The 19,298-nt window shown below is 66.6% G+C and carries 23 protein-coding genes and 1 tRNA gene; 2 read left to right on the forward strand and 22 right to left on the reverse strand.

The annotated features are described in order from the left end of the window. The first annotated feature begins 19 nt into the window (after positions 1-19). A complete protein-coding gene (gene pyk / locus ACEXHE_RS02150) occupies positions 20-1,513 on the forward strand; it encodes a pyruvate kinase (protein ID WP_374784534.1) in 1,494 nt (497 codons plus the stop codon). A 53-nt stretch (positions 1,514-1,566) separates the two neighbouring features. Here pyk and ACEXHE_RS02155 read toward each other — a convergent pair whose 3' ends face one another. Both ACEXHE_RS02155 and ACEXHE_RS02160 read right to left on the reverse strand, forming a co-directional pair. Beyond that, positions 1,567-2,169 carry an ANTAR domain-containing response regulator gene (locus ACEXHE_RS02155; RefSeq protein WP_374784535.1) on the reverse strand — a complete coding sequence of 201 codons (603 nt, stop codon included), beginning with the start codon at positions 2,167-2,169 and terminating at the stop codon, positions 1,567-1,569. A 1-nt stretch (position 2,170) separates the two neighbouring features. After that, a tRNA-Leu gene (locus ACEXHE_RS02160) sits at positions 2,171-2,250 on the reverse strand. Between the two features lie 525 nt (positions 2,251-2,775). On the opposite strand from ACEXHE_RS02160, the gene ACEXHE_RS02165 reads away from it, so the two are divergent. Continuing rightward, positions 2,776-3,183, forward strand: a complete 408-nt coding sequence (locus ACEXHE_RS02165) for a hypothetical protein (RefSeq protein WP_374784536.1) — start codon at positions 2,776-2,778, stop codon at positions 3,181-3,183. Between the two features lie 70 nt (positions 3,184-3,253). Here ACEXHE_RS02165 and ACEXHE_RS02170 read toward each other — a convergent pair whose 3' ends face one another. From ACEXHE_RS02170 to ACEXHE_RS02265, 20 genes are all read right to left on the reverse strand, one after another. After that, positions 3,254-3,631, reverse strand: a complete 378-nt coding sequence (locus ACEXHE_RS02170) for a hypothetical protein (protein ID WP_374784537.1) — start codon at positions 3,629-3,631, stop codon at positions 3,254-3,256. 9 nt (positions 3,632-3,640) lie between these two features. Beyond that, entirely contained in the window at positions 3,641-4,558 is a 918-nt protein-coding gene (locus tag ACEXHE_RS02175; RefSeq protein ID WP_374784538.1) for a peptidoglycan DD-metalloendopeptidase family protein, read from the reverse strand. 95 nt (positions 4,559-4,653) lie between these two features. Next, positions 4,654-4,956 carry a hypothetical protein gene (locus ACEXHE_RS02180; protein WP_374784539.1) on the reverse strand — a complete coding sequence of 101 codons (303 nt, stop codon included), beginning with the start codon at positions 4,954-4,956 and terminating at the stop codon, positions 4,654-4,656. Continuing rightward, entirely contained in the window at positions 4,953-5,171 is a 219-nt protein-coding gene (locus ACEXHE_RS02185; RefSeq protein WP_374784540.1) for a hypothetical protein, read from the reverse strand. The genes ACEXHE_RS02180 and ACEXHE_RS02185 overlap by 4 nt, the downstream gene beginning before the upstream one ends. After that, the gene (locus ACEXHE_RS02190) at positions 5,164-5,457 is read right to left on the reverse strand and encodes a hypothetical protein (RefSeq protein ID WP_374784541.1); all 294 of its coding nucleotides are present in this window, start codon (positions 5,455-5,457) and stop codon (positions 5,164-5,166) included. The genes ACEXHE_RS02185 and ACEXHE_RS02190 overlap by 8 nt, the downstream gene beginning before the upstream one ends. A 90-nt stretch (positions 5,458-5,547) precedes the next feature. Next, entirely contained in the window at positions 5,548-7,143 is a 1,596-nt protein-coding gene (locus ACEXHE_RS02195) for a hypothetical protein (RefSeq protein WP_374784542.1), read from the reverse strand. 14 nt (positions 7,144-7,157) lie between these two features. Further along, on the reverse strand, positions 7,158-7,424 hold the full coding sequence (locus tag ACEXHE_RS02200) for a hypothetical protein (RefSeq protein WP_374784543.1): 267 nt from the start codon (positions 7,422-7,424) through the stop codon (positions 7,158-7,160). After that, entirely contained in the window at positions 7,421-8,521 is a 1,101-nt protein-coding gene (locus tag ACEXHE_RS02205) for a hypothetical protein (protein WP_374784544.1), read from the reverse strand. The genes ACEXHE_RS02200 and ACEXHE_RS02205 overlap by 4 nt, the downstream gene beginning before the upstream one ends. 17 nt (positions 8,522-8,538) lie before the next feature. Beyond that, positions 8,539-10,767 carry a hypothetical protein gene (locus ACEXHE_RS02210; RefSeq protein ID WP_374784545.1) on the reverse strand — a complete coding sequence of 743 codons (2,229 nt, stop codon included), beginning with the start codon at positions 10,765-10,767 and terminating at the stop codon, positions 8,539-8,541. Positions 10,768-10,793: 26 nt separating this feature from the next. Next, a complete protein-coding gene (locus ACEXHE_RS02215) occupies positions 10,794-13,988 on the reverse strand; it encodes a phage tail tape measure protein (protein WP_374784546.1) in 3,195 nt (1,064 codons plus the stop codon). A gap of 25 nt (positions 13,989-14,013) precedes the next feature. Next, positions 14,014-14,487: a hypothetical protein gene (locus tag ACEXHE_RS02220; protein ID WP_374784547.1), complete on the reverse strand. Its 474-nt coding sequence runs from the start codon at positions 14,485-14,487 to the stop codon at positions 14,014-14,016. Between the two features lie 5 nt (positions 14,488-14,492). Next, a complete protein-coding gene (locus tag ACEXHE_RS02225) occupies positions 14,493-14,918 on the reverse strand; it encodes a hypothetical protein (protein WP_374784548.1) in 426 nt (141 codons plus the stop codon). A gap of 41 nt (positions 14,919-14,959) precedes the next feature. After that, complete coding sequence (locus ACEXHE_RS02230; protein WP_374784549.1) at positions 14,960-15,160, reverse strand: hypothetical protein; 201 nt, start codon at positions 15,158-15,160, stop codon at positions 14,960-14,962. Between the two features lie 111 nt (positions 15,161-15,271). Beyond that, positions 15,272-15,931 (reverse strand): hypothetical protein, encoded by a 660-nt coding sequence (locus ACEXHE_RS02235; protein ID WP_374784550.1) that lies wholly within the window; start codon positions 15,929-15,931, stop codon positions 15,272-15,274. 75 nt (positions 15,932-16,006) lie between these two features. Next, positions 16,007-16,384: a hypothetical protein gene (locus ACEXHE_RS02240; RefSeq protein ID WP_374784551.1), complete on the reverse strand. Its 378-nt coding sequence runs from the start codon at positions 16,382-16,384 to the stop codon at positions 16,007-16,009. Next, positions 16,384-16,659, reverse strand: a complete 276-nt coding sequence (locus ACEXHE_RS02245) for a hypothetical protein (protein WP_374784552.1) — start codon at positions 16,657-16,659, stop codon at positions 16,384-16,386. The genes ACEXHE_RS02240 and ACEXHE_RS02245 overlap by 1 nt, the downstream gene beginning before the upstream one ends. Next, positions 16,659-17,036: a hypothetical protein gene (locus ACEXHE_RS02250; protein ID WP_374784553.1), complete on the reverse strand. Its 378-nt coding sequence runs from the start codon at positions 17,034-17,036 to the stop codon at positions 16,659-16,661. The genes ACEXHE_RS02245 and ACEXHE_RS02250 overlap by 1 nt, the downstream gene beginning before the upstream one ends. Next, entirely contained in the window at positions 17,036-17,545 is a 510-nt protein-coding gene (locus ACEXHE_RS02255; protein WP_374784554.1) for a hypothetical protein, read from the reverse strand. Before ACEXHE_RS02255 ends, ACEXHE_RS02250 begins: the two co-directional genes overlap by 1 nt. Before the next feature lie 23 nt (positions 17,546-17,568). Beyond that, positions 17,569-17,862: a hypothetical protein gene (locus tag ACEXHE_RS02260; RefSeq protein ID WP_374784555.1), complete on the reverse strand. Its 294-nt coding sequence runs from the start codon at positions 17,860-17,862 to the stop codon at positions 17,569-17,571. Between the two features lie 84 nt (positions 17,863-17,946). After that, entirely contained in the window at positions 17,947-19,254 is a 1,308-nt protein-coding gene (locus ACEXHE_RS02265; protein ID WP_374784556.1) for a phage major capsid protein, read from the reverse strand. Positions 19,255-19,298: the final 44 nt, after the last annotated feature.

A 19,298-nucleotide genomic window follows, 5' to 3' on the forward strand; every position in this document is an offset into this window, starting at 1 on the left:
GGCTGGATAGGCTGACTGCATGAGACATGCCAAGATCGTCGCGACCTTCGGTCCTGCGACCCAGGGATACGACAACACCCGAGCCCTGATCGATGCCGGAGTGGACGTCGCTCGGATGAACATGAGCCACGGCGACTACACGGTCCACGAGCAGACGTACACCACGGTCCGCCAGGCCGCTGCGGATGCACGTCGGCCAGTGGCGATCTTCGCCGACCTGCAGGGACCCAAGATCCGTCTGGCGCGGTTCTCCGATGGGCCGCACGAGCTGGCCGTCGGGGACACCTTCACCATCACCAATCGTGAGGTCGAGGGCACCCGGGAGATCTGCGGGACCACCTTCGCCGGTCTGCCGCAGGATGTGCGCGTGGGCGACACCCTGCTGATCGATGACGGCAAGGTCGCCCTGCGCGCCGTGGAGGTCACCGACACCGACGTGATCACCGAGGTGACGGTCGGCGGCAAGGTCTCCGACAACAAGGGCATCAACCTGCCCGGTGTGGCTGTGAACGTCCCAGCCCTCTCGGACAAGGACGAGGAGGACCTGCGCTGGGCGCTGGACCTGGGGGTGGACATGGTGGCCCTGTCCTTCGTCCGCTCCGGTCAGGACATCTCCCGCGTGCACGAGATCATGGAGGAGAAGGGGCGGAAGATCCCCGTCATCGCCAAGATCGAGAAGCCCCAGGCCGTCGAGGCCATCCACGAGATCGTGGACGCCTTCGACGCCATCATGGTCGCTCGTGGTGACCTCGGTGTGGAGCTGCCCCTGGAGGACGTCCCGGTGGTGCAGAAGCGTGCCATCGAGCTGGCCCGCCGCTGGGCCAAGCCGGTGATCGTGGCCACCCAGGTGCTGGAGTCGATGATCGACAATCCACGTCCCACGCGCGCCGAGGCCTCCGACTGCGCCAACGCCGTGCTGGACGGCGCCGACGCCGTGATGCTCTCCGGCGAGACCTCCGTGGGCAAGTACCCGGTGGAGACCGTGCGGACGATGGCCAACATCATCGAGTCCACGGAGACGCACGGGCTGGACCGGATCCAGCCGCTGGGGTCACGCCCCAAGACCCGCGGCGGCGCCATCACCCGCGCTGCGGTGGAGATCGCCAACCAGCTCGATGTGAAGCACCTGGCCACCTTCACCCGGACTGGCGACTCCGCGCGCCGGCTGTCCCGACTGCGTCCGCAGCAGATGATCTACGCGTTCACCCATGTGGAGCACACACACAACATCCTGTGCCTGTCCTGGGGAGTCCATCCCTGGATGGTGCCGTTCGCGGACTCCACGGACAAGATGACCGCACAGGTGGACGAGGGACTGACCCAGGCCGGCATCGCCCAGATCAACGACCTGGTGGTCATCGCCGCCGGGTCACCTCCCGGACAGGCCGGCTCCACCAACACGCTCAAGGTGCACCGGATCGGTGACCTGCTGGACAGCAGTGCCACTCTGGAGGGCTACGAGCGTCCGTACTACGAGCCGGTCGGCATCTGGCCCGCCCGCTCGGCCTACTGAGCCGGTCCCGCCGCCGCTGGCGCGCTGACCCCGTACCGGCTTCCGGTGCGGGGTCAGCCCATCTGGTCGATGACCGTCTGGGCCACCTCACGCATGGTCAGCCGACGGTCCATGGAGGACTTCTGGATCCAGCGGAAGGCCTCCGGCTCGCTCATGTCCATCTGCGAGGTCAACAGGGACTTGGCGCGCTCCACGATCTTGCGGGTGGCGAACTGCTCGGCGAGGTCGGACACCTCGTCCTCCAGGGCCCGCAGCTCGTCGAAGCGGGCCACGGCCAGCTCGATCGCAGGCACCAGGTCCTTCTCACTGAACGGCTTGACCACATAGGCCATGGCACCGGCATCCCGGGCCCGTTCCACGAGCTCGCGCTGGCTGAACGCGGTCAGCAGGACCACCGGGGCGATCTTCTCCGAGGCGATCTGCTCGGCGGCGCTGATGCCGTCCAACACGGGCATCTTCACGTCCATCAGCACGACGTCCGGCACCAGCTGCTGGACCAGGTCCACGGCGCGCTGGCCGTTCTCGGCCTCCCCGACCACCTGGTAGCCCTCAGCGGTGAGGATCTCCACGATGTCCATCCGGATCAGCGGTTCGTCCTCGGCCACCACGACCCGCAGGCGCTCCGGAGTCGGCGCGGAAGCTGAAAGATCTGACATGTGCCCGAAGTGGGACTTGAACCCACACACCGTGAGGTACCGCATTTTGAGAGCGGTGCGACAAGCCGTGTCGCTGTTCGGTCTGCCCCGGAATCCCAAGGGGGACGCGGAACTCCTCCAGATTACACCGTCCCACGATGTGCCACAGAATGACACTTCGTGCCCGTTAAGTGTCCCCAAAAGTGTCCCCGGAGAAGGGAGGGCATGCTCCCGGCTGTTGGCCCGCCAGAACGGGAAGTAGCCTGAGACCACCACTGCTCATCTGGAGGACCCATGCCCATCCCTCGTTCCCTTCCGACTCTCGTTCTCGGCGCCGTCGCATCACTCGCTCTGTCCGGCTGTGGCCAGGGCACGCCTGAGGCCGCACCCGCCACTGTGACCGTCACAGCTGAGCCGACCAAGACGCCGTCAGCTGAGGCCTCTAGTTCAGCGTCGCCATCCGAATCACCGTCCGGGTCGGCCTCCGAATCGCCCTCGGCATCGGTGTCCCCCGCAGTGAGCGACTCGTCGAGCGCATCCAGTTCTGACTCATCCGAGAAGGACTACGGCGACGGGGAGACCAATGCTCGGGGCAATCTCGTGAAGGACCTTGGCGACTGGGCAGGGATGACCAACGGCGCGGAGACTCTGCTTGACTTCCGCATCAACAAGATCACCGCAGACCCCCGGTGCACGGGCGATCCCTCAGCCGAGCCGGAGAACGGGCACTTCATCGTCCTGGATGTGGAGATCGAAACTTTCGACGGGGTCCGCGCGGCCACATACGAGTCCGGATTCACCATGTTGCCCATGGAGTTCAAGACCATCGGCGCCGATGGCAAAACGTCCAACGCTGACCCAGGAACGTTTGGTGCGTTCAGTTGCCTCCGGGACGCCGAGCAACTACCCGGCGAACTGGGTGACAACGAATCCGCAGAGGGCCAACTCGTCCTAGACGTGGCCGACCCTAGTGGGACTCTGGTCTACGAGAACATGTTCATCGAGACTGGCGGCGCCTGGGAATGGTCCTACTGAACCCAACGCGCAAAGAGCCGCCCCCCACCCGCGAGATGCGGGTGGGGGGCGGTGTCGTGTGTGGGGCTGGTCAGTCTGCCCGGTGGCGCGTCGTGTAGTCCGCCGGCGGTGGAGTCTGGTCAACCTCAATGGGCTGCTCGGTCTCCACGCCGGTCCCCAGTCCGAGCTTGCGCAGGGCGTCCTGTAGCTGGTCCAGGGCCATGATCCGGGTGACCGCCGTGTGCACGGCACCGAGGAGTGCGGCCGCGCCGACCAGCCAGGCTACCCACGCTTCCGGCAGGTGCGGTCCCAGGGTTTCCTGGATGACGGGGATGGCGGCGATGACGATTGCCAGGGCGGCCAGGGCGTAGGAGGCGGCTGTGCGCACCATAGCCCGTCCCGGATGCGCCACCTGGGTGGGGGTGCCGGGAGTGATAACCCGCCCGGTCGGGGTGATGGTCTCAGCCATGATCTCTCCTTACGGGTGGGGTCGGATGCCAAGCATCTTGCAGAAGATCGGGCCGGGGATTCCGTCTGCGACACGTCCGCCAGCCCGCCAATACGCGCCCTTGAGGTTGCGTCGCTGTAGGTCCAGTACGCGCTCCTTGGTGACCCGCCGGTAGTCGCCGTCCTCAGCCACCTTGTTGCCCTTCCAGGCGTTCATGGCGCGCTGGAGTGCGAGGGTCCACTGGTAGTGGGCATCAGTGCGAGTGCCCCACTGGCGGTCGTGGACCAACTGGTAGGGGGCGAGCTGACGGTGCTGGTACCGCTCGATCAGCAGCCCAGTGGAGGTCTTCTCGTCCCCGTGCCCAGCCTTGATGCAGATCTGCCGGATGGACAGCTCAGAGCGGACGTGCTTGGACGGGTCCACAGAGGCCGGTGTGATCCGCTCCGGGGCCGGCTTGGCGGTGTAGCCAATGGGCCAGACCCCCGCGTTGCGCAGGATCGGTTCAGGGTCCACGAAGCGCCCATCGACGCGGCAGCCGATGTGCACATGCACGCCGTTGCTGTTGCCGGTGGTGCCCATGTGGGTGGCCAGCCGACCGGCCTCGACGCGCTGACCGACCCGCAGGTCCTTCATGGCCCACTGTGGCATGTGCCGGTAGTGCCAGAGCCGTCCGTCGTCTCCGGCCCACTCGACGGCGTTCCCGGTGTGGTGGCGGTACAGCGAATCGGCCCCGGACCCCTGGACGCGGTTGCGGACGATGCGGGTGATCGTGCCGCCGACCAGCCAGTCAACGGGGTCAGCATTGCCGCGGGCGACCGGCTGGAAGTCCAGGCCCGCGTGGGGGCCTCGGCGTACCGGGTCGTTGGGTCCAGTACCGGCGGCGGCGTAGTCGGAGCCGGGCAGCAGGTGCCGGGAGTTCGGTCCTACCGGGGGTGCGTAGGTGACCATGGTCAGTTCTCCTCGTCGTCGGTGTGGACGACTTCGGCGTCCGCCGGGGTGTGGTCGTCCTCGGTCTCCGGGTGTGCAGTGGTGTCGGTCATGGGTCAGTCCTCCTGGTCGTCGGGGTCGTGGGGGTGCTGGGCTTGCCAGAGCAGGGCGGTGCGCCAGGCCATGGTGATGCTGGTGGCGACGTGGGCGATGAGGACCAGGGGGTCGGTGGCGGGGGCGTCGAATCGGCGGAGCACGCCAACGGTGAGCAGTGCCACTATGACGACGGCGACCGCCATGACGTTCTGCCCGGTGGGGGTGACCCACCAGCGCACCCGGGAGTAGGCGGCGATGAAGATGCCGACGGTGGCGAGTGCGACGATGTTGGCGACGAGCATCACAGTCTCGATTGCGGTCATGGGTGCTCCCCCCTGTAGGCGGCGGCGATGGCCTCTGAGAAGTGGTTCTTCTGCCGGATGGCGCGCAGGTCTCGGGCAAGCTGCTGGGCACGGGCCTGCTCAGCCTTGGCTTGGGAGAGCCCCTGCTGGGCATCTTTGACTGCTTCGAGCGCCCCGGTGTCTGCGGGGGACTCGTGGGACCGGAGCCAAGGGATCCAGCGGTGGCGGTTACTCATGGTCAGCCCCTCTCTGGGACCGTTCTTGGAGTGCATCCATGACCTTGGCGATGGTGGCCCCGACCTCGGTGGTGAGGACGCGGTTGGTCTCGGTGAGGACGCGGGACTGTTCCCCCTCGGTCTCGTACGCTTTGCGCCAGGTGGCGATCTCCGCGTCTTTCGAGGCCAGCTCGCGTTCGACGGTGCGGCGTGGGATGACGTCGCCGCGTAGGACGAGCAGGACGGCGAGCAGGAGGAGGGCTGAGGGTGTGAGTGCGCCCCAGGGGATGGCGTCGATTGCTTCCACTGGCACCTCCTAGTGGTGCTGGCATGAGAGAGGCCCCGCACGGTGGCGGGGCCTCGGGGTGGAGCGCGCTATTCCGGTGATGAGGACAGGTCAGATGGTGAGCCAGTTAGTGCCGTCTGACATGTAGACGCCGGACTGCCATCGGGCCAGGTCCACTGATGCGGACCCGTCGATGGTTCCACCATCCGTCGCCACATGGACTGGGGTGGTGGTGGAAGGGGAGATATTCTTCACCGTGTAGGTCCGGCCAGGCTTGACGGTGGTAGCGGCTGGCAGGGTGGCGGTGGTCCCAGATGCGTTCATCAGAACGATCTCTTCCCCGTTCCCCAGTGTGAAGTCGCCGTTTCGGGTCAGAGTCACCCGCTGCGAACCAGGCGGGGGAAGCAGGGGGGCTGATGCGTTGATCTGAGTGCGTTGTCCCAGGTCCACTGGCGTTCCCAGCGGCCCGAAAAAAGCAGGCCGGTCGATGACCGTGTCCCTAACGTTGGCGGACCCGATGTGCCATGGGGCGGTGTTCCGCTCGAAGCGGCAGTAGGCGAACGAGTTGTTATCCGAGAGTCCGGCCAGCGTCGCGTCAATGCGGAAGGCGGTCCCGTTCAGCTCGAACTGACACGCGAGCCAGTTGTTCTGGTTCGAGTCCATGATGTCCACGGCGATATCGCAGGCCCCGAACTTGACTCCGAACCACCTGGAGCCGTTGGACCCGTCCTTGTCGAACCGGACGCCGGTGCCACAAGAGTTGATCAGAGCGTCGGTCACCGTGTTGTACACGGCACCACCGAGCACCTGCGAGCGGTGATGGATGCCCGTACCGAAACTGCCAATGGTCACCCCATCCAGACGAGCCTGCGATACGTCGGCCAGGTCCAATGCCGTCGTCGCAGATGTTTTACCGGGACCGTTGAGCAGTACGTCCTGGAATTTCTGGTTGTAGGACCGGGTGCCCGGGTTGGCCCGGAACATGACACCTGTCCCGGTGAAGTTGATGAGCGAGGCGCCAATATTTCGGCCCACGCCCTGGATGAGGGTTCCTGAGGGGAGTGGGATGGTGCCAGTCACGGGGAAGGTGCCCACGCCAAGGTGAATAACCCCAGGCTTGCCGCCGAGGGCCTGGACAGCCCCGGCCAGCGTCTGCTTTGCAGTGCTCAGAGTCAGTCCGTCGTTGGTGTCCTTGCCTCGGGGCGTGACGTAGAGCATTTGCTCAGCCGGTGAGTTGACCACCTGCACAGTCGCGGCGTTAAGCGCGTCCCGGGTGGAGGTGTCAGCGCGTGTGATCAGGTTCGCGGTCTGAGCGTCCGTGACCTCGCCCGGGGCGAGCCCGGCCATGGCCTCGATCTGCTCCATGCGGGGCACGATCGCCGCGGCCTCCGATCGCGCCACCTCGACCTGCTCCAGGGCAGCCGAGATGGACCCGGAGGCGTCAGCGGCAGCATCGACCATCTCCTGGGACCACTGGCGCAGCCGGACCGGGCCGACCTCCATGCGGACCCGGCGGGTGGAATCCTCGGTCTGGAACTGGCCTATCAACCCGTGGGCGCCGGTGACCAGGCGGACCGGCTGGCCTTCCCGGTAGGCCTGGATCGGTGCGTCGGTCTCTTCGTCGAAGATCTCCACCGTCTGGCTCATGAGGGGCCGCCCGGTGGCCTGGTCGGCGATCACGCCGCCATCGTAGTGCTGGAATCCCACGGTGAGGTCTCCTGTCAGCTGTTGTGGACGCGGCCGAGGATGATCAGCTGTCCGTCGTCCCGCTCGAACCGCACCAAGTCACCGATTTCAACAGCGGGTGCGAGGTTGATGGGGTCTTCTTCGTAGGGGTGGTCGTCGCCTATGCGCTGGATCCGGAGAGGAGCGGTGCTGGTGACGTCGGCGAATCCTCGGGTGGTGACCGGGCCGGTGGGCTTCGGCACCTCTGAGGCGGACGCGGGAGTCGCGCGCTGCGTGACGAGGCCGGTAAGGGGGTTGTTCATGCTGCAATGACCTCTCGCAGAGTGGTGCGGCACAGTGCGCTGTCCATGGAGAGCTCCATGGACTGGACGGTGGTGAGGGCGTCGATGCTGCGGGCAGCGCGGGTGAAGTGGACGGCGTCGTTGATGTTGATCGGGATGGGAAGGTGCTCGATCTGGTAGGTCGAGTTGACGCGCTGCTTCTCCTCGAGGATGCGGGTGGCCATGGCATCAAGGGTGGTCTGGTCTGTGGTTGCGACGTTGTCGCGACGGTAGCTGCGGATCTGGCCGATGTTCGCCCAGTACATGGGGTGCTTAGGGTCGGTGATCTGTGCTCGGGCGATAAGCGGTCGGACGTCCGCTTCCACGGCAGAGACCAGGACGACCCGGTTGGGGACGCCATGCTCGTCGCGTTCCCGAGTGAATCCGGGTGAGTAGATGCCCTGGGCGTCGTCGCGGAAGTGCCAGGCCGGCGAGCGGTCCTGGGGGCGGGTGTAAGGGTCTGCCCGGTAGACGCCGTAGGGGTCGACGTAGAGGCTGAAGTAGTTGATCGTTTCGAGCATCTCGTTGACCACGGTCTTGATGGCAGTGCCCCACTCCCACCCCCGGCCAGTGCGGGCGGTGGCCGGGGAGTCGGTGACGGCCAGTGGGCGGATCCGGTTGCGTGTGAGCACGTCGCGAACCCGGTCGGTGACCACGGCGCCGGCTGGCAGGGAGTACCCGGTATCCGCTTCGATCTCGCCGAGGATCTTGGACTTGTCGTACAGGTCCAAGGTGACCGGCTCCTGCGCATCGCCGTACTGGTCCCGGGGCCGGGAGGGGATGAAGACGCCCAGCGGCCACGACTGCTCCTGGCCAGACGCGCGGACCGTGATCCAGGGCTGGATACGGTGACGATGCCAGTCGATCTCCGGCCCCAGGTAGGTCAGGGACCCACCGCCCCGGACCTCTGCGTTGACGTTGAACGTCAGAGAGCAGTCCGTCACCCCGTCCAGGTCATCCACCAGGGCGTCGTTCTGGTTCAGCAGCTTGAACGACCACTCCTGCTCACGATTCGCGGCCAGGAGCGGCGCCGGGTTGACCCAGGTGGGCCGGTCGATCAGGAACAGTTGCGCGCTCACCGGCCCACCCCCCTTTCCTACTCCTGGTAGTCGATCCGATCGAAGGAGAGACTCGCCTCACGGATGATTCGCTCGAACGAGTGTGAGAAGGACGGGTTACCCACGAACGCCCGCCGGGTGTGGTCCCGGTAGCAGAACGGGGCCGGACCATCGAGCAGCTGCTCAATCTCGTCCCAGGTCGAGGAACCACCACCCAGGCGCACCTGAGCAGTGATCCCCAGCGTGCGTGCCTGACCGGCCACCTCCACCGGGTACTGACGACCCGCGAAGTGGTGCAGGCTGCGAGCGCGGGTGGGGGAGAAGCTGGTCTTGGCGTTGTCTCTGACCTTGACCATCTCGGAGAAGTTCGGGCCGGCGTTGATGAAGATCCAGCCCCTGCCATTCACTGGGACTGCCAGTGAATGGCTCTCCGCGGTGGAGGGCAGGGCCGAGTACGTCAGCACTCGGTAGTGGTTGACGCCCTCGGTGGCCGGGATCAGGTCCACCACTGTGGTCTGCAGCGGCAGGTCGGCTGCGATCTGCACCCACTCGTCGCCGTTGGCCGATCGCCATAGCTCACACGAGACGGCATCGACCTCAGCTGCATCCGGCTCTGGATGGGTGATCTGCACGGAGATCGTCCCCGTCTCCAGGTCCCAGGTGGCGTCCACCAGTGCGGAGGGCGGGGAGGCGTAGGCCACGGGGATGGCCTGCTGGGCCTCCAGCGACCACACCCCGGCCGCATCCATCACCTGGATCCCGAGCCGGTACTCCTGCCCGTCCTGCACTCTTGTGCTGAACCGGTAGGACATGGCCGGGCCGACAATGGTCTGACGCTCCAGGAGGGCGCCAGCGGCGTCGTAGAGCGAGACACGCGCCGAGGCCTGTTGGGAGTCCTCCGAGTCGTAGAACGCCCACTCAGCGATCAGAACAGACCCGTTCAGGGTGCCGGTCGGAGAGAGGATCGTTCCCGTTGGTCGCGCCGAGGTCCCCAGGACCGCCAGAGGAGACCATGGCGAGGCGTCTGCGTGATCGCCCCAGGTGCGGACCTGCCACTCAATCGACTGTCCGTTGGCCCACGTGTCCGCGGGCACCGTGTGCCGAGAGGTGGGGCTGGCGACCTTGCCGGTCGTGGTCCAGGTACCGCCCTGGGGACGGTGCTGGAACTCGTAGGCGGTCTGCTCCGTGGTGTCCACGGCGTTGTGAGCCCAGGTCAGTGGGACCGGTTCAGTCGCGTCGATCGCCCCGGACCCTGGCTTCAGGTTCGAGGGTGCCGCCGGCGGGGCCTGCAGCTGGACCGTGTTGGAGTAGACGGACCAGGCAGATTCGAGGCGGCCCACGACCGGGTCCTCGATCACCGCCCGGACCCTGTACCGGTGGGTCTTGGACGGGTCCGCGCTGGTGTGCCACCACTGAGCGGCGTTGGCTGTCGTCAGGACTGTTGGCGTCTGGGCGATCCCGTCCGCGTAGTCCTGGACCTCGTACCGGGCCACATCCAGGGCACGGCGGAACCACTGGACCAAGATGTCCGCGCCCCGCTTGGTGGCCTGAGTTTCCGAAGGGCCCGTGGGACTGGTGAAGAAGAACGGGCTCGCGTTGGACTCACCCAGAGTTGAAGATCCCGCAGCGTTGATCGCCACCAGCCGATACCTGTACCGGCGGTTGGCCACCGTCGAGGAATCCGTGAACGCAGTGGCCGTTCCGGAGACGGTGGCAATCGTCTTGTAACCACCTGTGACGGAGTCATAGCGGTCGATGCGCTGCCGGTCGTAGGGTGCCGCCGTCGTGGCGTTCCGGTCCCAGTAGAGACCGTGCTGGGCGTCATGAGCACGGCGCACGGTCACGTTGGTCGGCGCTGCAGGAGCGGACACCGGACGCAACGGCACCGTCACCGCACCAGAGACCCGAGCGGTCCCCGGCGCAGCTTCCACGCCGGACATCGTCGCCGAGAAGCGCACCGTAGCCCTCGTGGTGTAGGAGAGGCTGACGGACTTGGACCAGGACCCAATCAGGGTCACGTTGGTCGTAGACCAGGACGAACTGGACGTGTGGTTCAGGCTCTTCGACCCCGAGGCAGTGAAGTCCCCCGAGACGGAGTACGAGTTGAAGTCATCGTAGGACCCGAACCGGGTGCCCGCGTACAGCTTCAAGGTCACCGTGACCGAGGTGGTCGACGCCGTCGGAGAGGACGGTGAGACGGTCAGCTCATAGCCCAGCCGCAGCGCATTGCCGCTCGAGCTCGTGGGGGATCCCCAGCTGATGGCCATACCGGCTCACCGTCCTCTCTGATTGATCACGCGCCGGCGAACTGCCGACGCACCTGCACAGCCCCACCCACGTGATGGGCCAACCGAGCATCACCGATGTCCTCTACGAACCCGACGAACTCGCGTTCACCGATCCGGACGATCATCGTTCCGGGGACCTGCGGGGCCCGGAGCGCCTCAGCGGTGGCCATGGCGTCCTTGTGGTTGAGCATCAGCTCGTCCCGGCCTGTGTCGTTCCAGACCAGGTTCAGCCCATGGGGGACTGACCCGCCGTTGTCTCGGAACAGGGCGTTGGCGTTGACAGGGCGGCCGTTTTGCAGCGCACCCCAGTGAAGGTGAGGACCAGTGGACCGACCCGTGTTGCCCGACAGTGCGATCACCTCGCCGGCCTTCACCGTCGCGCCCGGGGCCTTGAGCCACTGGGAGAGGTGCCCGTAGTACGAACCCCTGCCCCCGCCGTGGCCCAGGACCATGCCCTTGCCGGTGTGCCCGGCAAGAGCGTTCCACGCGGCACGCTGGACCACACCAGACCAGGCAGCCCGGATGGCAGAGCCGATCGGCACCGCGAAGTCAATGCCCGAGTGGATCGAGCCCCACCGCTTCCCGAACCACGAGGTAATCGGGCCACCAGCAGGACGGACCAGGCCCGAGCGAGGACCGTTGTAGTCCCCACCGAAGAACCCGCCCTCGGCACCCTTCTTGTCCTCGCCACCGGCCCACCCGAAGATCAGGTCCGCAGCCTTCTTCACCGTGCTGCCAGCCATCTGACCCGCCAGGCCGAAGCCCGACAACGTTCTAGTCGCCATGCCCAGCAGCGGATCAAGCAGCCCGCGAGCGCCCTTGGCCAGCTCGCCGACCACCCAGGAGAGTCCCTTGCCGATCGCGCCGAGCCCGTCGGTGATGATGTTCCCGCCCATCGGGAGCATCGCCTCGGAGGGGCGCCGGCCCGCTGCGGCCTGCGACAGGCCGAGGGGCATGTCCTGTCCGGCGGCCAGAACCTTGGCGGTCTGAGCGGCCGTGGAGACCCACCCGGGCTGGTTGGGCCAGATCAGCTCTGGTCCTTCCTCGCCCACAATGTAGGGTTGCCCGGCGCGGACGGGTCCGCCCTTGGCGCGCATGCCCACGGTGGTGACACCGCCGACGCCCTTGGAGTTGCCCCGCTTGATGGAGTCACCGGTGCCGATGATCCCGATTCGGCCCAGCTTGGCGTTGGAGCCGACGGCATCTGCCACGGAGTTGAACGCACGTACGATGCCGTTGTTCCACACGTTGGTGATCACCCAGTTGATCGGATCGGCGAAGGACTTCTTCAGTCCCGACCAGATTCGACCGATGACCTCGACACCGGCCCGGATCTTCGGTGACAGATGCTTGTCGAAGTACGCGCCGAAGGCGGCCAGGATCGGCTGGATGTGCTTCTTCCAGGTGTCGGAGATCCAGCCACCGACGGCACGGAAGACGGGCCGGACGGTGTTCGTCCACCAGTCGTTGATCGCCGGGCCGACGACCTTGACGAAGATGTCGCGCATCAGCGTCAGGACCGGCTTCACCACGCCATTCCAGATCCCGGAGATCCGATCACCGACCCACCCGAACACGGGCTGGACCACACGAGACCAGAACCAGGAGATGGCCGGGCCCAGGACCTTGGTCACGAAGTCCGAAAGGGCACGGAACACGGGCTGGACCACTCGGGTCCAGGCGAAGGAGACCGCTGAGGAGATCACCCGCCAGGCGGTGTTCACCCCGTCCCGGAACCAGGTGACGTTGTTGTACGCCCAGACACCGGCTGCCACAAGGGCCGCGAGCGCGGCAACGACCAGGCCGATGGGATTGGCGCGCATGGCCGCGTTCAAGCCCTGCTGGGCCAGGGTGGTGGCCTTGAACCAGCCGATGATCGCGCTGTAGGTGGCCATGGCCTTGGTGATCGCGAAATAGGCGCCGAACACCGCCGCGCCGGCGGCCACTGCGGGGATCAGTGAGAGCAGTGCGCCCTTGTTCTCTACGACCCAGTTCCACAGGTTCTGCAGGGTGGGGACGACGTTGGCCTTGATGTAGTCGAAGGTCTGGCGAGAGAAGTGTCCCAGGCGCTCGAACAGGCCCGGCAGCCCGGATGAGGTGATCTTGCCGTCGTTCGCCTCCCAGGCGGCTCCGAACAGCTTCACCCCCTCGGTGACCTCGCCCATGACCGTGCCGAGAGCACCGAACACGGCGGCGCCCATCGGTTCGAGCCAGACCAGGACGTTGTTCTTGAACTTCTGCCACTCTTCGGCGAAGTCGGCGGTGTCCTCACCGACCCCGAGGATGCTGTCCCCGGTCTGCCCGGCGGCCTTGGACATGTCGTCCAGGTTCAGGGTGCCAGCCTTGAGCGCGCCGATGAACTGGGTGGCACCACGGGTGCCGAAGACCTTGGAGGCCAGGTTCACTGCCCCGGCTTCGTCGCCCTTGGCGATGTACCCGTCGATCTCCCCGACAACGCGCTGGAAGGCCTCCTGGGGCTTCTCACCGTCCTTGGCCAGGGTGACCAGGCCCTTGGACATGGCGGCCATGACCTGGCCCGAGTTGATGCCGGCCTTGTCGAAGGAACCCACCATCGCGGTGGCCTCCTCGAAGGAGAAGCCCAGGGTCTGCAGCGCCGGGGCGTTGCGGGAGACATTGGAGGCCAGGTCGTTCATTCCCACGCCAGTGGCCTGAGAGACCTGGAAGAGGTGGTCCATGGCCCCGACGACGTCTTCGCCCTCGATCTTGAAGGCGTTGAACGCGGCCGAGGTCTTGGTGATGTCCACGTCCTCGCCGAGGATGCGGCCAGCCTCCAAGTACTGGGAGGCCACGGTCTCCAGGACGTCACCTGAGAGACCCATACGGGTGTTCACATCGGCGATGGTTGTGCCGATCGCGGAGAACTCCGCGGGCACGTTCTGGCCGACCCGCTTGGCCGAGGCCACCATGGCGTCCAGGTCCTTGCCGGTGGCCCCGGTGCCGGTGCGGATGGTGTCGGTGACGTCGTCGAAGACCTCGCCGACCTTGTACAGCGCCGTACCAGCGGCCAGCCCAGCTGCGCCGACGGCGGTGACTCCGATCGCCAGGGCCTTGCCGAACCGGGCGCCGGTGTCCTTGCCGACCTTGTCCGCGTCCGAGGCGGCACCCTTGGCCAGCGCCGGGCCGAAGCCCTTCATGGACGGGAGTACCGGCAGCCAGACTGCATCATCGGCCTGAGCCATACCAGCACCCCCATCCAGTGTTCAGTTATCCGACTGCTGCCCTCCGGGCACGTGCCTGCTCGACTTCATCCACGAGTGCGTCGTGTTGTGCCCACCGGCGCAGGGCCTTGGCCCTGTCCAGAGCGGTCTCCGGTCGACGCTGGGGCACATGCCGTCCCGGCGGGCGGCCCGAGCGCAGGTGCTCGAGCTTGAGGTGCATCGCCTGCAGCCAGTCCACGACCAGATCCAGACGGGCCACCTCGGCCGAGTATTCGGTCAGTGACGGACGAGCGACAGGCTCGGGGATCCCGCGGCGCTTGCGCTCTTCCTCCAGGACCAAGACCCGTTCGGCGTGCTCGGCGTCGTTGGCGATCGCCGCGACGAAGAAGCTGGTGCGCGGCATGCGCTGGAGCAACACGTCCAGCTTCCGCCAGGAGTACCGGCCACGGAAGAAGTCCAGCAGGTCCAGGCCGATATGGTGCAGGTCTGCCTCGATCTCGTCCCCGTACCGATCCACCATGTGGATCAGGTACGGGAGACGGCTTCCCCCACGGGGCGGTACCCCTGGCTGAGCAGCTTGGAGATCTCGCGCGGATCCTTCACTGTCTTCACCGGGCCAGGCTTGTCACCCTTGCCGGGCCCGACCAGGGTGACCTCCTCGGTCAGGTCGAAGAACTCCATCAGATCGATCATCAGGGACTCCATGGCCTTGTGGCCGGCGCCCATAACGCGCTCCTCGAGCTGCTCCCAGGCGTCACCGCAGAGCATGATCAGCATCGCCTCGGCATCACCGGAGCGGGCGGCACGGTTGAACTGGATCAGCCGGTGCCCGGTGGGGGCCTCGATCGTGACGGACTCCTTCTCAGAGATCTGCAGCACGAACGGGTCGTGCTGTGCCTCCTGGACGTACTGGTCCCAGGTCTTGAACTCGGAGAGCTTCTTCGTTGCCATGGTGGTGGGCCTTTCAGATGGTGGGGTATTGCGGTTGCCGGCTACTTGCCTGCAGTGGCGGGAGCGTCAGCTGCAGCGTCCGGGACCTGGGCCTCGGCTGCTTCGGGCTCGGGCGCGGCCTCGAGCTTCCACCCGCGAGCGCGGAGGTTGGTGACCTCGGTGCGGTCGGCGGTGGTCCATTCGCGGTCACCCTTGGTGAGGGTGAACGTGGTGGGATCTGGGGTCTTCTTCTTGGTGGCCACGGGGGTCCTCCTTGGCTGTGGTGCGGGGTGCGTTCAGGTGGTGGGCGTGGGGGTGCTGAAGGTGGCCCGGCCGGCCCACCAGGTAGCCGGGCCACCGGTCAGTGGGGCCGATCAGGCTCCGGCTGCGGCGGGGGCAGGGAAGCCCATGGCGGCGTGGTCCAGGCCCGGGCCTCCCCAGATCTCGCGCATGGAGGTGCCGAACTTGTCATCGACGGTGGCGGAGAGGGTGACGGGGTACTTCAGCTCCTCGCCGTCCTTCCATGCCTGCTCGGCGTTCTCGGTGACGTCGACCAGGGGCAGCCAGCGGGCCACGTAGATCGCGTCAGGTCCGTCGTGGTCCTTGCCCAGGGCGAAGACCCGGTACTGGCGGGAGGCGGGTCGGGAGGGCTTGTCGAAGTAGAAGTTGCCGTCGGCGTCGGTGGTGACTCCGGAGAGGTCCACGCCGTGGTGGATCTCCAGGTTCTGACGCTTGGACTCTTGCATGGTGAAGCCCAGGCCGGGGATGTCCTTGATGAAGTCGCGGCGGGTGTACGAGCCGTAGCCCTGGGACTCGACGTCGGAGACCTCCTGATCGCGAGACCAGGATGCGCCGTCGGCTTTGGTGGTCAGTCCGACCGGGGTGTACCCCTCGGGGACGAAGACGCCGGAGGAGTCCCAGACCTTGGTGATCTCCAGGTCGGTGTCCTCGGCCGGCTTCATGAAGATGCTGTGTTCGAGGATCTTCCGGATGTTCGCCCGGTTGTGTCCCTTGACCTCGTTATACGTTGCCATGGTGGCCCTCCTTCAGGGTTGGTTGGCGTGCTCTGCAGGCCCAGGGGGCCACGGTTGGGGTTATTCAGTTGTGGGTCAGTGCTGCCGGTATTCGAGGCGGTAGGAGGCCACGAACCGGTTCGTTCCGGGGTTGCCGTAGTCGACGTAGGTCGGGCCGGTGGCCGTGGTGACCCGGTCGATGAGGACTCCGCCGACGCGGTGCCCGGTCAGGGAGTGCAGGTACTGGCGGATGTCTTCGGCCAGAGCGGACGCGGCGCCGTAGTCCTGGGCGAAGCACTCCACGTCGATCAGTGGGGAGTCGGTGATCGAGTCGTCCGAGCCGGGACCGCGAGCGATCCGCACGAACCGGGACAGCTGCTCGATGTTGTCCGGGACCTTGGTGCCGACCCGGTCCGCGATCGCCTCGGCCCGGAGACCGGCGGTGAGAGCCTTCTCGATGTCCGGCCAGCGCATCAGACCCCCTCACCGGCACGGCCCAGGATCCGCCGGCGCTTGACCCGGTGGCCGCCCCACTCCTGCTCGACGTTGTCGCTGACGACGTTGGAGAACGGTCGGCCGCCCGGGCGGGTGCCGGACTGGACCGTCACGGTCATCTCCACGCCCTCCTCGGCCGCGATCCGCTCGGCGCGGCGTGCGACCTTCTCGGCGAGCTCCTTGGTCCGTTCCCGAACGTCGACGTGCTGTGCAGCCCTCTGGATCAGCTCGTAAGAGATCGTGACCTCAGCCATCAGCCGGTCACCCTCTCCACGGCGGCCTTGATGAAGCCCGGCACCAGGAACCCGCCAGGCTGGCGGCCAGGCTCACCGACCACGAAGTACTCCTCACCGGTGCCCTCCACCAGCTGCGGGGGATCGGTGACGGTAAGGGTGCCGAACAGCACCACGGCATCCACGCCCGCGAGCGCGGTGTCCAGTGGGAGGTTGACCCAGTAGCCGTAGACCATCTGCTCCCGGGCCGCGGTGTTCTCCCCTGAAGTGCGGGGCTCGATCCACCCGTGGACGACTGTGGTGGTCGGGGCCGCGTAGATGGGGTTGCCGTAGTCGTCGTAGTCTCCGGTGGGCTGTCCGCGGCGTCTGAGTCCGACCGGTTCGGTCATGAGGTTCATCAGGGTGCCCTTCCGAGCCGGTAGCGGGAGAGCACGGCCTCGCCTGCGGGGTCGTACCCGTCCGCCAGTGCGATAGATCGTCCGGCCAGGGACTCGGACTTCACTCGGCCCTGGGAGCCGCTCAGGGCGCGTTCTGCCACGATGCCCTTCAGAGCGTCGGGGCACTCGGTGAAGCCGTGGCGGTAGGTGATGGTGGTGATCTCTGGGAACCCGCCGGGCAGGTAGACGATCCCGTTGTCCAGGATCCGCACGCGGGCGGTATCCAGCGGCTGTTCGTCTCCGAACAGTGTGGAGCCCACGACCTTGGTGACGGCGACGACGCGCAGTGAGTCCAGGACCAGCATGTCGGTGCCGAAGGTCTGCAGGGTCTGGGTGGTCTCGATCTCCGGGGCGATGTGCCATTCGCATGCGGTGCGGATGGCGTCCACGGCTCCGTCGATCGCTGGCTGAGAGAAGGGGGCACCTCGGTACCCGATCAGGTCCTGTGCGGTGAGCATGGGCTCGGTCATGGTTGCCCCCTCCTCTCAGTGGTTCAGGATTTGTTCTCGAAGGCCTCGCCGAAGCCCTCCTTGGCGGAGGCCTCTGCTTCGCCGTCGGCCTGCTTCTCTCCGTCGGAGTCGGCGGCTTTGTCGTCCGGAGCGGTGGCCTGCTTGTTCTTCGGCGCCGGGGTCTGCTTGGCCCGGGTCGAACGGCGGGCCGGCTTCTTGGCCTCGGGGTCGATGTCCTTGCCGAGCAGACCGCGCTTCTTCGCGTCCGGGTCGGACAGCTTGATCGTGGTGGTGTACCCGCGGTCGTTGGTGATCTCGTAGTGCTTCAGGGACGGCATGATGCTCTCCTGTTGGTCAGGTCAGATGGTGGGCGCGGTGGCCCTGCCGGTCAGGACAGGGCCACCGCTGGTTGTGGATGCCGGTCAGGCGGCCACGGTGGTCTCGACCATGGCGGTCGGGCGGGTGGTCCCGAAGGCCACACGCTCCTCGCCCAGGGCCGCGACCAGGTTGCGAACGAAGAAGTCCGCGTGGGAGTCGGAGAACGTCACCGTGGCGTCCTCGCGGTCCCACAGGACGGCCTTGGCGAAGTCCCCGACCAGGCCGGTCTTCTCCGGGATGGCCTCGGACTCCACTATCGGCAGACCCCACAGGGTGCGCGGTCCCATGGTGAACGGGCCGGCGCCCAGGAAGCGGCCGGTGGTCCCGTTTTCACGGGCCAGGTCCACGCGCTCAACGTCGACGGGGTTCAGGACCACGCCGTTGGGGACCACGCGGCCGATCACGCGGGCCTTGGTGATGGCCTTGCGCACCGAGGTGAAGATGTCGGTGTCGAAGGCCTGGGTCTGGATCCCGGAGGTGTTCAGGATGCCGGTCAGGTTCTCACCGACGCCGTCACCGTTGAGGATCTGGTTCTCCTCGGCCTCGGCCAGGTCGGCCTCGAGCTCGTCGCGGATCAGGTCCTCCAGCTGCGCGGCGTCAGCCAGCGCGCGCTTGGTGACCGGGACCCACTCGGCGATGGTCTTCACCGAGGTGGAGACACGTTCGAAGGTCCAGGAGCCCTCGGGCTTGAGGCCGCCGGTCACGTTGGTGACCGTGGTCCCGTCGATCGGGGCTGCGGACTGTGCCTCGGGCACGGCGGCCGCGGCGTTGGTGTGTGCGGTCTGGCGCACATACTCCACGGTGTCCGAGGACGTGCGGCGCACGCTGATCAGATCACGCATGGTCAGGGTGCGACGGCCGAGCATCTCGATGATGCCGGTCTGCTCCGGGACCACGAACGCGCCCGCCGAGGTGCCCGAGCCGCCGGTGAACAGCGACTTGAGCTTGATCGGGTCGGACTTGACCGAGGCGCGATCCGGGATGTGGATCGAACCATCGGCGTTCTTGAACGGGGAGAGCATGGACTTGAACTGGGGCGAGGAGACGACCTCCAGGCCCAGGTTCTTCATCCGCTTCTCGGTGTTGTCCGCGGACTTCTGCAGGACCAGGTCGTCCACGGCGTGGCCGCCGATGTCCTGGGCCAGGGACTTGGCCTGATCCAGGACCTCGGCGTCGGCCTTGGCGGTCTTAATCTGCTCCAGCAGGTCACGGCCCTTGGCCATCTGCTGGTCGTAGTCGGACTTCTCATCAGCGGTCAGGGACCGGCCCTCGGCAGCAGCCTTCTCAGCGATCTCGCGTGCAGACTTGGCAGCCGCCTGAGCCGAGTCCTGAAGCATCTTCAGCTTCGACATGGTGGTGTTCCTTCCAGGGAATGGGTAAGGCCCCGGAGACGTTC

It is taken from the genome of Micrococcus sp. IITD107, from assembly GCF_041927415.1.
GTDB classification, from domain to species: Bacteria; Actinomycetota; Actinomycetes; order Actinomycetales; family Micrococcaceae; genus Citricoccus; species Citricoccus terreus.

What these genes read in the sequence shown, in the direction of transcription:
- ACEXHE_RS02170 (WP_374784537.1), bottom strand. Translation starts at nt 3,631, where the DNA reads ATGGCTGAGACCATCACCCCGACCGGGCGGGTTATCACTCCCGGCACC.
- ACEXHE_RS02185 (WP_374784540.1), bottom strand. Translation starts at nt 5,171, where the DNA reads ATGAGTAACCGCCACCGCTGGATCCCTTGGCTCCGGTCCCACGAGTCC.
- ACEXHE_RS02220 (WP_374784547.1), bottom strand. Translation starts at nt 14,487, where the DNA reads ATGGTGGATCGGTACGGGGACGAGATCGAGGCAGACCTGCACCATATC.
- ACEXHE_RS02265 (WP_374784556.1), bottom strand. Translation starts at nt 19,254, where the DNA reads ATGTCGAAGCTGAAGATGCTTCAGGACTCGGCTCAGGCGGCTGCCAAG.
- ACEXHE_RS02200 (WP_374784543.1), bottom strand. Translation starts at nt 7,424, where the DNA reads ATGAACAACCCCCTTACCGGCCTCGTCACGCAGCGCGCGACTCCCGCG.
- ACEXHE_RS02210 (WP_374784545.1), bottom strand. Translation starts at nt 10,767, where the DNA reads ATGGCCATCAGCTGGGGATCCCCCACGAGCTCGAGCGGCAATGCGCTG.
- ACEXHE_RS02235 (WP_374784550.1), bottom strand. Translation starts at nt 15,931, where the DNA reads ATGGCAACGTATAACGAGGTCAAGGGACACAACCGGGCGAACATCCGG.
- ACEXHE_RS02250 (WP_374784553.1), bottom strand. Translation starts at nt 17,036, where the DNA reads ATGAACCTCATGACCGAACCGGTCGGACTCAGACGCCGCGGACAGCCC.
- ACEXHE_RS02165 (WP_374784536.1), top strand. Translation starts at nt 2,776, where the DNA reads ATGACCAACGGCGCGGAGACTCTGCTTGACTTCCGCATCAACAAGATC.
- ACEXHE_RS02260 (WP_374784555.1), bottom strand. Translation starts at nt 17,862, where the DNA reads ATGCCGTCCCTGAAGCACTACGAGATCACCAACGACCGCGGGTACACC.
- ACEXHE_RS02180 (WP_374784539.1), bottom strand. Translation starts at nt 4,956, where the DNA reads ATGACCGCAATCGAGACTGTGATGCTCGTCGCCAACATCGTCGCACTC.
- ACEXHE_RS02155 (WP_374784535.1), bottom strand. Translation starts at nt 2,169, where the DNA reads ATGTCAGATCTTTCAGCTTCCGCGCCGACTCCGGAGCGCCTGCGGGTC.
- ACEXHE_RS02240 (WP_374784551.1), bottom strand. Translation starts at nt 16,384, where the DNA reads ATGCGCTGGCCGGACATCGAGAAGGCTCTCACCGCCGGTCTCCGGGCC.
- ACEXHE_RS02245 (WP_374784552.1), bottom strand. Translation starts at nt 16,659, where the DNA reads ATGGCTGAGGTCACGATCTCTTACGAGCTGATCCAGAGGGCTGCACAG.
- ACEXHE_RS02175 (WP_374784538.1), bottom strand. Translation starts at nt 4,558, where the DNA reads ATGGTCACCTACGCACCCCCGGTAGGACCGAACTCCCGGCACCTGCTG.
- ACEXHE_RS02225 (WP_374784548.1), bottom strand. Translation starts at nt 14,918, where the DNA reads ATGGCAACGAAGAAGCTCTCCGAGTTCAAGACCTGGGACCAGTACGTC.
- ACEXHE_RS02215 (WP_374784546.1), bottom strand. Translation starts at nt 13,988, where the DNA reads ATGGCTCAGGCCGATGATGCAGTCTGGCTGCCGGTACTCCCGTCCATG.
- pyk (WP_374784534.1), top strand. Translation starts at nt 20, where the DNA reads ATGAGACATGCCAAGATCGTCGCGACCTTCGGTCCTGCGACCCAGGGA.
- ACEXHE_RS02255 (WP_374784554.1), bottom strand. Translation starts at nt 17,545, where the DNA reads ATGACCGAGCCCATGCTCACCGCACAGGACCTGATCGGGTACCGAGGT.